This window comes from Rickettsia endosymbiont of Oedothorax gibbosus (genome assembly GCF_936269705.1).
Classification (GTDB): domain Bacteria; phylum Pseudomonadota; class Alphaproteobacteria; order Rickettsiales; family Rickettsiaceae; genus Tisiphia.
Map to the genome: position 1 here is coordinate 1,871,178 of NZ_OW370493.1, position 12,966 is coordinate 1,884,143.

Genomic DNA, 12,966 nt, shown 5'->3' on the forward strand with positions numbered 1-12,966 from the left:
TACATTTGGATTCCATACTATGCAAATACCATCAATTACTATTGAGCAAGTAGCTCAGCAATTTAAAGCCTGGCGTCAAACTAAAACTAATAAGTTTGATCCTATACCAAACCATCTAAAGGAATTAGTTTACCAATTACTCCATCATTATTCTTACCAAGAGATAGCTAAACATCTTAATATTAATAAAGCAACAATCAGTTCAATTAAAAAAGCCCATGAGCCTACCCTCAAAACTTCTCCTGTCTCAACTTCAAATCAAGCTCTACAACAAAATATTAATTTTCTCCCATTTCAACTATTATATTCTATAGATACCGATCCTGTAGCTGCCCCCAAACAAAATCACTATACTTGTCACATTATTAAACCAAATGGTACCAAACTTATTATCCAAACACTAGAACCAAAAACCATAATTCAGACATTTTTATGTTGCAACTAACCCCGGCGTCAGTTATTTTTGTTACCACTATTGCCATCGATTTTCGCAAGGGTATCGATGGCTTAATCGCTGTTTGTAGACAAAAACTTTCTTCTGACCCTCTTAATGGTTCCTTGTTTTTATTCTATAATAAAAACAGAACTGCCATTAAAATTTTGTCCTTTGACGGTCAAGGCTTTTGGCTATGCTCTAAACGCCTATCCAAAGGTAAATTTACCGCAAAACTTTTCCCATCTGATAATTCATCTTATCAAATTTGTTATAGAACCTTACACATTCTTATTCATAATGGTAATCCTAGTTCTGCCAAATTCTCTAATGATTGGCTTCCTGTCGTTTAAGCTGCTGTCTCGATTAATTCCGTATTATTCATATATCTTGCATAGGCAAAAGGCGTATAATTCGCAGGACTCTTCTTTGCTTTGCTACTCTGCTCTTGTAGCCAATTTAAATATTTAAAGGCATTGATCTCGTTCTCACTACAAGTCTTTACTATACTATACAGACCACTATGTATCTCAGCACTATTGATTGTTTTAAAGAATAATGAATTCTTCCTTTGTAAAATAATGGTACGCAGTGATCTCTCAGCCCAATTATTATCAAGATTGCTAACTGGCATTTTGAGTCAAACCTTCTTTATTATTTATCCAATATTTCATAGCTTGTCCAAGCCTACTATTAGGCTCAACTTTCTTGTCGTTAAATAATTCGTCTATTTTGTTATATATGTTTTCTATATATTTACCGCTATGTTCCTGATGATACCAAAGTTTTTCTTCAGGACTCATCTCTTTACATTGATGTTCATTGTGGTAAATCCCTCGTGTTTGTTTGAGAAAATATCCGCATTCTTCAGGGTAATATAGTTCATTCTCTGTAAATTTTCTCTGACCATGTGACAAACAATTGATCATCACTATTATTGCCAGTAATTCTTGATCTGCTTCTGATAATACCGGGTTATTATTATTACTTGCGTCAGTCATTAATTGGATAGAATCTGTTCTATTCTTACGATTCTTTAGTACGTTACCTATATTTTCTCCACCATGCCTATTACCGGTAAAATATAAAACTATCACCTCATTATTTGCAGTCTTAGCACATATTGTAGTAGTATAACAGCTGCGTCCTTTCTTATTTTGAGTACGTAATTTCTTATTGGCTATAGTAATTTCTAAAATCCTAGCTCTAGTATCATCAAGGTTCAGTGAACTACATTCAGCAGCCATTTCCAATAATACCCCGTAAATTTCAGCTCCACCACCTTCTTGCCAAACATCTAAATATTGTTGCCAGAGCGAGCTATATGCCACAGGAACACCACTTAAACTTTGCAGCCTAGATAAACGGTAGAAAGGAGTGCCATAGGTCTTTTGTAACACTATTGCACTTCTGCTACTATTTGTCCATTTGTTGATATTTTTATTGTTCATAACTATATAATCACAAGCATTACAACGTAGCGTTTTCTTTACATATCTGTTGACTGTAATTGGAGCATTACCTGTAAATTGTAGCAATTTTCTAGCTTCACTATTATATAGTTTGCCATTACAACAGTGAGGACAGCTATCACCACTACAAAAATTCTCAGGAGTTAAATAGCTGGTATTCGCATCCTTATAATCATCAAACCCATATTTACCTTGCCAATTACTACGATCTATCTTTTTGGGCTTATCGCACTCTTCTTCATTACCACCATTCCCGTTATCAGATTCACTTGGCGGTTCTTTTAATGAATCTGAACTATCTTTTTTTTGTTATCTGCCTTAAAACCAATCAGCATTTCCTTAAGCTTATTTATACTGATATTTGATGATGCTAGCTTGTCTATTAGCTCATTACAAAATTTCACAAGTTCTACTATCGTTTGCTGTTCATCTCCCGTTAATGAACTTTCCTTGACGTGTTGTATTAGTTCTTCTCGTTCTTCAGCACTTAAGGTCGCTACTTTTGGTTTTTTCATTTGATTAATTATCATTATTATTAATATTTCAAATGTTATAATATAACTGGTACTTTTTCAACTAGTTTTTATTAATCGGTGATATTTGCATAGTAGAAACCCAAATTTATACAATAAATTCGTACTAGCAAAAAAATTAGATAGTGTTACGCAGTTTTGCTGCAAGTATACGATATACCCACGATCACCAAAAAGCCAGCCTTGTAATTTATCTACTAAATTTTCTACCACTGCTCTATCATCAACATTTCCTGGAGTTAAAGAAAAACTCATAATCTCTCCGCAACTGTTAATGACAATATGTAGCTTACAACCAAAGAACCACCCAGTGGAAGTCTTACCTCTTTTTGCTATGTCTTTGAATACTTTATGTCTATTAATTCTTAAATTATGGCAAGCAGGAAGTTTAGTAGAGTCGATATAATATTGACCAGTTTGTTTTCCTGATAGGCTTTTTAGCAGTAATACCATGGGCATGAAGCTCATTGGCATTAACTGAACAAAACGACTATAGCTCACAAGTTTTGGAAATTCCTTTCTATAACTTTGACATAGGCAGCATAAATAAAAATCTTTAAAGGTACGGTAGTGACTCAAGTGAAACATTACTATAATAGTAATAATCTCTGAGAGTCCTATACTGCAAACTACTTTACGCTTACGGTTAGGATTTGGTAATATATATTTATTTTGCTCCGTATCAAAATGCTTGCAAAAATCATCAATTAAGCAGAAAATCTCCGTAAGAGGGATCATAATATATTCTCCAATTTTGTTGTTATTATTCGAGAACTTTATAATCCCTCCCTTCTTACTTTTCAAATATTCTTTCTCCTAACACACTAGTTTGAAAGAAGGTTTTATTTTTACCATAGCTCACCACCAACAGTTTGTTTATGTTATTACATAATGCTTAGCATTTTGTTTGGTGCTTACGTCAAACTCAGGTTAATTAATATAATTTATCAAACTCATCGTAGTATATACTAATTATGATGTGCACTAAGCATTTTATGAAAAATATTTTTATTATTTTTATACTAACCTAAATATCATTATTTTATACGTCGTTACGAGGAGCTACTTTAACGAAGCAATCCAATCCAGAAAAGCGATTAGAAATGGATTGCTTCGACCACTATGTGGTCTCGCAATGACCTTTTACCCAAACTTCATTGCGAGAGGGCATAAGCCTCCGAAGCAATCTATTTTTCGTTTTTCTTGTCGGTACTATAGTCAATTCAGGTTAATTGACTATATAATATTACTTCCGTAATCTTTCATTTTTTCTAAATAAATCATTACCAATGATAGACCACTATGTACCTCTATAGAAACAGTTTCGCAAATAGTTCTATTAAAAGAAGAATTAGTACCTGGAAATGACATCTGATAATGCTCTAATTCCCATTTTAAGCCTTTAGTAGAAATTTGTGCTGATGAAAATCCAAGTAATGAGATTTTGGTATCTACAGACAATGTAAAAACCCTACTCTCTCCAGCCTTAATTACGTACCCTACAATAGACGGGGCATAAAAAATGCTACCATTTTTAAGAAAAATACTAATATTATTTAATATATGATCAATATATCCTCCACTCATTCCTACAATTATAGCCGGTAACAGATTTTTATTCTCAAGATATTGTAGAGATTTTTTAAAATCACAGCTGTTTTGATCTGGTACACGAATCATTTCAGTAGTATACAGTAAATCGACTTTTGCAGAATCTAAATCACCAATCACAACTTTTGGTATTATACCCATCTTGTACAAAGAATTTATTGCTCCATCAGCAGCTATAATAGGCAAGCCAATGTCAAAAAATGACTTATCAGGCAAGTCACCATTTAAAGCCAATATAGAATGGTATAGACTGGTATCTATATGTTCATAAAAAGCTCTGTATCTATCTTGCATCGTAGTAACATTTTTGAATAATAGATATTATACTGATTATGAGTCCGGCAACATTGCTAAGAACGACAAATATTGAACCTTGGCAATAGCCATGAACAATCCATGCAACTGAGCAAATAAGGTAATTTATTAGCATCAGCATAGATATATCATGTGTGGATTTTGTTATATATGCTTTATAGACCTGCGGCAATAGACCTATTAGAGATGTAATTAAGGCAATATAGCCAAAAAATTCTTCAATACTGTACACATTTCCCTCCGTTTGTATTAACAATATCAGGTTCAAAGGGTTGTTTATTAACTCTCAGCCTTAGTCTCCTATGGCACCCCTAATGTGAGTAAAATTATATATTTAAAGTAGATTAGTTGTCAAGATGTTTACAACAGTATTATTTAAGATTTGAGGGCTATAGTCAATTGATGAGAAGTTGGTGACGTCGTCGCTCAATGCTCGCCTATTACTTATAGGCGTCGCTCCATCGTTCCTAGCCCCAAATTCTCCTGAATTGACTATATATCCGAGTCACGACATCTATCTTTAAACGCAAAATTTTTCATCCCTGCTTCGGTGCGGAATCTATAATACCTTAGGGTATTTTTAGATCCCTGCTTTCACAGGGATGACAACCATGATCCTATATTTTATTCAAATCTGCAAAAAAACTTGATTATCGAGTATAAAGAACAATAATATAAACAAAAAAGGCTTCCTCTTGGAGAAGGAAGCCCTTTTTGTAGTAATAGATAAGTAAACTTAAATGATTAGTTTAGAAGTTTACACGAACTTTTAAAGTACCTTGATGACCAACATATTTATTGGCTAAATATGCATCATAACCAGCTCCATACTCCATAACACCAGCTTTAGCAATAACGCCTAAACCAACATTAAATGATGTTTTTGCAGCTTTTTCAGACTTAGTAATAAAGGAATCAGTCATACCCTCTAATCTAACATCAACTTTTCCTAACGAATTAGCACCTAACTTTTGTGAAACAAAAGCATGTAATTCAGGAGTCACTACAACACCATCAGTATCTATAGAGGTTGAAGCTTTAGCACCAATTATAGCCTCAATGTTATTAATACTTCTCTCACCAACAATCTTATTTTGATTTGTTGTACCAGCTTCCTTATAACTTTCATCGTTAAATCTTGTATAACGAATTCCAGCCATCGGAGTTAGTAATGCTGAGTCAGCTATTTTAGCGTTGTAACCAAATAACACCTCTCCGCCGTAAGACATAGTACCATAATCAGCTTTAGCAGTTTCCTGACCACTAGAATGAGTCTTAGTAGAAACTATTCTAGGATCAGTACCTTTAATTTTACTTGAACCTAAAGAAGCCACAGCTTGTACAAAGAAGTTTTGAGGAAGTGATTGTGCTGCATAAATAGAACCCATGAAAGTACCTATTTCAGTTTTTCCAGCGTAATCACCTTTGTACTTCATGTCACTCTTAACAAAGCTAACAGCAGCACCAATCGTTAGATCATCATTGACTAAAGTATCAAAACCAACGACTCCACCAAAAGATTTTACTCCATACCCAGCATCATCACCGCTCTTATTCTGAGTAGCTTGACTATAATATGGCATAGCCCATGCACCCATTGAAGAATCATCAGAACCAGCAGCAACTACAACATTAGACATTCTGTTACGAAGAGCAGCATTAAACATTTCACCAACCTTTGCAACTTGACCTGTTACTTTATCATTGTCATTTGACTCTATTTTTTTCATTGCAGCAAAACGTTTTTTCTGACATTCTGATTGCTTTTCCTCGTCATCCTGGTTATCTTGGTCTGGATAAATAAAGCTTAGGTCATTCATAAACTTTTTCGCCTTAACAAAGTTATCAATATTTGCTAAATATTGATAACTAGCACCAGCCTTTTTCATGTCCTCTGTAATACCAGCTTTTACATCAACTTTACGCTCAAACACTAATTGATCACCTTCAGTTTTAATAATCCAATCTATATATGCCCGATCTTTTATTAATCCGTCTTTTACTAGATTGACTGCACCACCCTCTAGAACTAAGTTATTATTACCATCTATAAGTATAAATTTCTTGTTACTAAACTTGTCTAAGTCAGCTTTGTCAGAAATTCTAACAACAATTCCTAAACCGCTATTAACAGTAACTTTGTCCTTAAGCACTATATTACCAAATGAACCTTCTTCAGTTAAATCAGTATGAATACTAGTTTTTTCTCCCCAAGTTCCAGATTTTTTGAGGCTCAACTGATTAGATTCTAGATCAATATTTGCATTATTCTGTGAAATACCATGAAGTGCTACCTTTTTAGCAGCAATTTTAATATTTTCATTACCAAAGTTAATATTTTTCGCATGCAAATCAGAAGATTTCAAAGTTGCAGTATGTGTATTATCACCAGTAAAGTTAATCGTCTCAAAGGCATTTTTAGCTGTACCAAAAGTCTTGCTACTAATTTCAGCATTACCTGCAAAGGCGATGGTATTTTTAGCTCCCATACTGGTCATATCAGCTTTCAGAATAACGTTATCTCTGAATTCAACAGAAGCAACACCACCAGCGTCAGTCTCAGTATGACCAAGCTGTATTGCCCCGTCTACTGTTCCACCAGCTGCATAATATACATTATCATGAACAACAACCTTATTAGCAAAGGTATCGCCATAGTTTGTGACTTTTGATTTTAAATTTACTAGTTTTAAGTTGTAATTCTCACTACCTAAACCATAAATAGCACCATCAACTCCTTTACCCAAATCATAGTTAACAGTACCTTTCTCTTTAACTACAGTAGTTACACCAACAAAGGCTTTTTGACTCTTAACATCTAAAATAGTATCTGCAGTAAATGCTAAATTAACAGGATGATCACCGCTCCCAATATTTTGACCTGAGATAATTTCATCTTGATTTATTGCACTTGCTAACCGAATTGTAGGTCTTTTATCTGCAACAGTACTTTCAACCTCTATCCCACTAAGTTTCATATCATTAGGTAAAATTAAGGTTGAACCCTTGCTAAAAGCAATTTTTTTGAATTTAAGACCATTACCTTTTAATGTAACATTACCATCGCCTTGTAACTCTAATGCCGCTAGTGCCTTAACACCAACAGGAGCACGAACACGACCAGCAGGAGCAGTAATAGTATTTGTTTCGAATGTTGCTGCACCATTATTGGTAAATCTTAGTATTCCACTACCATCAGTTTTAACAGCAAATTTTTTAACCTTATAGTCATTATCTACAACTAATATAGAACTATCCCCCAAGGCTATATCTGTGAGGTAGGCTTTACCAGAGGTAGTTGCTTCAACACTATCATTTACTTGAAGTGCGTTAAAAATCCTACTATATGTTCCTATATTTCCTTTCAAAGCACTAGTTTCATCAAAAATTATCTTACCTTGATTATCCTTGTGAGTTGTTATAGAGCCAACAGTAATATCCATACCCCCTTTAAGAGTTAAAGTCTTATCTCCTTTAAAGTTAATTTCCTCTAGCTTATCGTCACCGGTTGTTTTGGTATTAAGTAATGAGACATCTTCAGAAATTTCAATTTTCGCTTTATTCGCCTTCTTCAATTCTCCCAAAGCATAATCAATACCAACAGTTTTTAAAACAATTGTTGAAGCTTTTTCATTAAATTCCATTCCAGCAATATTAACCGATTTTCCATTTGCAGGCTGTAAACTAAGATTTTGTCCACTCAGTAATATTTTATCTAAAGGCATATTACCAGCAATAGCAGGATCAGTTCCTATATTACCAATAATCGTTAAAGTTTTCTTATCTGCCATTTTAGTTGCATCAATATTACCACCAGATTCACCGATTTGCACTGATTTAATGAGTACGTTACCTGCTGAATTAAGAGATAATGTTCCTTTGGCATTACCAAATAAGATAGTATTAGCCTCAATATGAGTACCGCCTACCATTAATGTTTTATCCTGTGCAATATTAATCCCATTAACATCTGTAATATTACCAGCAACTTCAGCGTTTTCGAAATTTAAGGTTCGAGCACGTTCAATATTACCAATTAATTTATAATCGTTAACAAAATCAAATATGCTGCCACCACCACCTACTGCTCCCTGTATTTTAGTGACAATATTAGTACCAGCTTTTGTGAATTTCAAAGTACCAGCCGCCGTATGCTCAATCAAAGCCAAGTCAGTTACAGTACCATCAAATTCACTATTACCGCTAAAACTTAGTGTTCCGATTTTGTTTTTGAGTCTTTTATTAGCATCACCATAAAAATTCCCAGAAAGATTTTTGTTAGCTCCTATGATAATTGTACTATTAGCCTGGAAGTCTACTTTACCAAGATTAGCATCATCATTAAAAGTTACTGTTGATGCAGCAGTAAAATTCGTGATTCCATCATTACCAACATAAACTGCATCGGTAAAAGTACTTATTCCACCGTTTAATTCAAGCTCCTTAGTATATACTTTACCTTGAATTGTTGCATTATTACCAACAACCGTAATAACTTTGAGTTTCTTGGCTCTATTATCTTCATCACGACCTATCACGGTTTTATTAACTGCACTAAGAGTACCAGCTACTGCTGTAGTTTTAAAATGGATTACACCATAATCGTCAATAGCCCCACCAAGTGAACCATTCATAACTTGAAAGTTAGTAGCAGCACCAACCTTAGAGGTAAGTAACAATCTACCAGTACCAGTATCACCAAAGTTGATAACATCATCTCTTGCTTGTTGAAGATTTAATGCATTACCACCAGTCACACTAGAGTCAAATTGAAGAGTACTACCATCATTAATATTAATTGTCTTAGCTGTGGCAACTTCTGCTTTATTAAATGTTGTAACATGCCCAATATTAGTAATATCCAATGTCGCATTTTGACCATTAAGTATTACCAAATCAGCAAAAACGATATCGCTTGAAGTAGTAGGAGCAATATGTAAAGTACGAGCATAAGCGTTAGCTACACCAAAATCAATATTTCTTACACCTGAAAAATCATTAACAGCAGCATTAAAACCATGTGTACCAGCAACTGCACTCTCTCCGGTTAAGGTAAGAGTGACATTACGATCAACAGCTGCATCAAAAGTAAAGTCTACATGCTTATTAGCAGCACCACCGCCACCACCAACAAAATTAACGACAGAACCAGTAATCAAGTTTGCACTAAGAAGTACAGTATTATCATTCTTACCACCAGCACTTATTGCCCGAACTGTCCGATCAACATTAATCTTAACAGTAGTACCATTACGCCCAAACGTAAATGCTTGCTCACGACTTGGTCCATCAACGGCAACAGGACCAGCGATAAGCGTACCATTATTATCAATTCGATGCCAATTTCCTGTAGCAGCATTGTCACCAATATTGACTGCAACTTGAGCAGCATTAGTAATTACACCATTAGGAGTCGCAACACCAAACGCTGAACTACTTGCCCCAACTATTACCGAAGCAACAGAAGCGGTAGTCAGCAAACTTCTTAAAAAATTGCTTTTTTTTCTTTCTTTATTCATAAATTTTTCCTAATTTAAGTTAATTTTCTAAATCGGTTTTTATGTCATTCCCGCGTAGACGGGAATCTAAGACCCCCCTACCTTCGCAGGGATGACACAAAACCTTATGCCATTCTTGTGTTCTAATCACGCCCTTCCTACCCGAGTCTTTGGTCATTTTCCCTCATCTTATGTCATTGCCGCTTCGATGTGAAATCTAAGGTTTTTTAGCTCCACGCCGTTGCCAGGAATGACATCATTTTTGTGGGAATGACGCATTTTTCGTGTAGATGACAGCCTTTTACAGGAATGACATACCTATTCTATATAAAACCTTTTAGAATATCTAGCACGCAGAATACTATATATGCAAAACTAATTAATTACAAGCTACTTAGACTATTTTTTTTGATAAATCCTTATCTATTGTGTTATATTTGAAACAGTACTAATTTAGAGAGGTTGTAATTTAATTATACGTAGTGTCACCCCCGCTTCCCGTTGTCATATATGGACGAGTGAATTTGTCAACAAAGAAAATAAAAAAATAGAGCCACAAAGGAAGCGGTCATATATTCGGCATCGAGTGCCATAATGGTTTCTGCATTCTTATAAATATCCTTGAGTGACCTCTCATTCCCACGGCTTCTAGAGCCTCGACATAATTACGGATTTTATTCAGAATACTTATTCATTAACTCTTTAACTTTCGTTCTCTTTATTGTTACTATTCTTTACTCGCAATATTTATCAATTACCAATTTTTATTTAGTTGACATAGTTTCTTCTTTTTTCTCAACTAAACTAATTTGCAACATATTCGCTACCATTGGTGACTACTGCATAAGCAATCCTTGCTAACTTATTTGCTAAACCAACACATATAATATTATATGATTTATTTTCAGCAAATTTCTTCACTGCCCACTGCACTAGTTTATCTTTCGATTCCTTACCACTTTTTGCTCTTATTGCTATTGTCCTTGCAGCTTGAATCAACATAGTTCTGGCATATCTATCTCCCTGTTTGGTAATCCCTCCTAAAACTATCTTATCTCCTGAGCTATGTTGCTTTGGTACCAAACCAAGCGAAGCAGCAAAATCCCTCGGGGTTGGATAACTTTCCATTGGGGCTACACTCAAACAACTAGCATTGATTGCTCCAATGCCAAAAATTGTCTGCAACCTAGTAGCTTTCTCACTTTGCTTATTATTGCTGATAATCAGCTTTTCTAAAGTTTTCTCTTTGTCACATAAATCCTCAATTTCTTTACATTCTAAAAGTAAAATTGACCGTATCCCAGAATTTATATAACCTTTACTATACGCTAACTCTACCTCCAGCCTACATGATTTGCAAAATTTATTTTTACTTAATTTTGTATTATAGCCATATTCACATAAACTTGATATTGTAGAATTAGTTTTTTGCACACGATCTCTGATCGTATTACTTCTAATTTTATGCAAAAATTTTATATCTTGTTCCTCTTTGCTTTTTGGCAGCACAGTTTTTAATTCTGGATCACGAGCCGCTTTGCATATTGCTAACGCATCGTTATAATCATTTTTCTGTTTCGATGTAGCATAAACTGAGTTTGACGTAAGCACCAAACAAAATGCTAAGCATTATGTAATAACATAAACAAACTGTTGGTGGTGAGCTATGGTAAAAATAAAACCTTCTTTCAAACCAGTTTGTTAGAAAGAATATTTGAAAAGTAAGAAGGGAGGGATTATAAAGTTCTCGAATAATAACAACAAAATTGGAGAATATATTATGATCCCTCTTACGGAAATTTTCTGCTTAATTGATGATTTTTGCAAGCATTTTGATACGGAGCAAAATAAATATATATTACCAAATCCTAACCGTAAGCGTAAAGTAGTTTGCAGTATAGGACTCTCAGAGATTATTACTATTATAGTAATGTTTCACTTGAGTCACTACCGTACCTTTAAAGATTTTTATTTATGCTGCCTATGTCAAAGCATAGTACCCTACAATTTTTGTAAAGATGGTATTAGGATAGAAAAAAGTTTTTGTTTGGGAGGTATTAATAATGTGGATATTAGCTGCGTTATGGCTGTTGTAGATTGATAAAAAGCATTTTTGATATGATCAAAGCCATAGGTAAATAATGAAAACAATTGTCTTTCAATGGTTTTGTACCGTTTTATTCGGATGGGATTTAAGGCATTTTGTATTATTCCATTTTTGACTATTAAAGCTGAAGCAATAGCAGTTATCACTAATAATTTTTCAAATCTATCCAATTTTACAATGTGACTTTTTTCAATATCAAAACCACCGCTTTTTAGGTGCAAAAATAGTCGTTCAACACTCCAACGAAATTTATATAAAGCAAAAATATCTTGCTCTATTTCAATTGAAGACACCAGAACCATCAGCTCGCTCTTATCATTTCTATATGCGGTAAAATTAACCTTTCTATTCCATAATATACCACTACAAGCCCTATACTCTAAGGCTTTAACATCACTAAATATTCTTTCAATGGTTAAAGTTCTTAAACCTTTTGTAAGACGAATTTTATGATCCATTTTTAATGGAATAACAAACTTTAGATGGTTATTTATCAGAAAGTCTAACCATTCTTTATTCATAAATTCTCTATCAGCAAGCAAATATTTTATTCTTTCAACGCCAAAATTATTAATAAATTTCTGTAAAAATTCCTTCATAAATTCTGCAGAACACCCGCCACCATGCGACAAAGTCTTCCAGAATATTGGCACCGATATTTTACCAATTACCATTACTAAAAATAAAATATTAATATCGGATTTACCAAATTTCCAACTTGTCCTATCCATTGCTACGACATAATTTTTTGAAGCAAAAAAGCTTAATAGCAAATAGCCAACCTTCATATAATCAAAATTAAAATCTTTTAAAAAACGATAAATTCTATGAGTTTTTGACGTCGCTTTAGCATCACCTAAAATACCAAGTGCTAAACCTTTTTGATAAATTGAGCTGCCCGTCAGCAAACTAATTACCATACCAACCAAATATTTTAATCTTGATTTATTTCCGTCTATATATAAAATCAATTCTTGAAGTATTATATTATGCATTT

The 12,966-nt window shown here is 33.9% G+C and carries 10 protein-coding genes, 2 pseudogenes and 1 riboswitch; of the genes and pseudogenes, 3 read left to right on the plus strand and 9 right to left on the minus strand.

Going from position 1 to position 12,966, the window contains the following annotated elements; genetic code table 11:
- Positions 1 to 19: 19 nt before the first annotated feature.
- Positions 20 to 445 (plus strand): hypothetical protein, encoded by a 426-nt coding sequence (locus NBW66_RS10200; protein ID WP_250310639.1) that lies wholly within the window; start codon positions 20 to 22, stop codon positions 443 to 445.
- On the plus strand, positions 433 to 786 hold the full coding sequence (gene tnpB, locus NBW66_RS10205) for an IS66 family insertion sequence element accessory protein TnpB (RefSeq protein WP_250310638.1): 354 nt from the start codon (positions 433 to 435) through the stop codon (positions 784 to 786). Before NBW66_RS10200 ends, tnpB begins: the two co-directional genes overlap by 13 nt.
- On the opposite strand, the gene NBW66_RS14625 is transcribed toward tnpB, so the two are convergent.
- The 8 genes and pseudogenes from NBW66_RS14625 to NBW66_RS10240 form a co-directional block, all read right to left on the minus strand.
- On the minus strand, positions 783 to 1,067 hold the full coding sequence (locus NBW66_RS14625) for an IS66 family transposase (protein WP_250311030.1): 285 nt from the start codon (positions 1,065 to 1,067) through the stop codon (positions 783 to 785). The two genes, tnpB and NBW66_RS14625, sit on opposite strands and share 4 nt — an antisense overlap.
- Entirely contained in the window at positions 1,057 to 1,884 is an 828-nt protein-coding gene (locus NBW66_RS10210) for an IS66 family transposase (RefSeq protein WP_250311243.1), read from the minus strand. The genes NBW66_RS14625 and NBW66_RS10210 overlap by 11 nt, the downstream gene beginning before the upstream one ends.
- A 302-nt stretch (positions 1,885 to 2,186) precedes the next feature.
- A complete protein-coding gene (locus NBW66_RS10215; protein ID WP_250310741.1) occupies positions 2,187 to 2,420 on the minus strand; it encodes a hypothetical protein in 234 nt (77 codons plus the stop codon).
- A gap of 171 nt (positions 2,421 to 2,591) precedes the next feature.
- Positions 2,592 to 3,176 (minus strand): annotated as a pseudogene (locus NBW66_RS10220) (IS982 family transposase); the annotation flags it as partial.
- A 498-nt stretch (positions 3,177 to 3,674) separates the two neighbouring features.
- Positions 3,675 to 4,343, minus strand: a complete 669-nt coding sequence (locus NBW66_RS10225; RefSeq protein WP_250310908.1) for a thiamine diphosphokinase — start codon at positions 4,341 to 4,343, stop codon at positions 3,675 to 3,677.
- Positions 4,333 to 4,596: a SemiSWEET family sugar transporter gene (locus NBW66_RS10230; protein WP_250310909.1), complete on the minus strand. Its 264-nt coding sequence runs from the start codon at positions 4,594 to 4,596 to the stop codon at positions 4,333 to 4,335. The genes NBW66_RS10225 and NBW66_RS10230 overlap by 11 nt, the downstream gene beginning before the upstream one ends.
- Positions 4,583 to 4,687, minus strand: a riboswitch (TPP riboswitch). It overlaps the preceding gene by 14 nt.
- A gap of 426 nt (positions 4,688 to 5,113) precedes the next feature.
- A complete protein-coding gene (locus NBW66_RS10235) occupies positions 5,114 to 9,883 on the minus strand; it encodes an autotransporter outer membrane beta-barrel domain-containing protein (protein WP_250310910.1) in 4,770 nt (1,589 codons plus the stop codon).
- 783 nt (positions 9,884 to 10,666) lie between these two features.
- Positions 10,667 to 11,473 carry an IS110 family RNA-guided transposase gene (locus NBW66_RS10240; RefSeq protein ID WP_250312187.1) on the minus strand — a complete coding sequence of 269 codons (807 nt, stop codon included), beginning with the start codon at positions 11,471 to 11,473 and terminating at the stop codon, positions 10,667 to 10,669.
- Positions 11,474 to 11,642: 169 nt separating this feature from the next.
- On the opposite strand from NBW66_RS10240, the pseudogene NBW66_RS10245 reads away from it, so the two are divergent.
- A pseudogene (locus NBW66_RS10245) lies at positions 11,643 to 11,855 on the plus strand (IS982 family transposase); the annotation flags it as partial.
- Between the two features lie 8 nt (positions 11,856 to 11,863).
- Here the strand turns inward: NBW66_RS10245 and NBW66_RS10250 are convergent.
- A complete protein-coding gene (locus NBW66_RS10250; protein ID WP_250310912.1) occupies positions 11,864 to 12,964 on the minus strand; it encodes a transposase in 1,101 nt (366 codons plus the stop codon).
- Positions 12,965 to 12,966 lie beyond the last annotated feature (2 nt).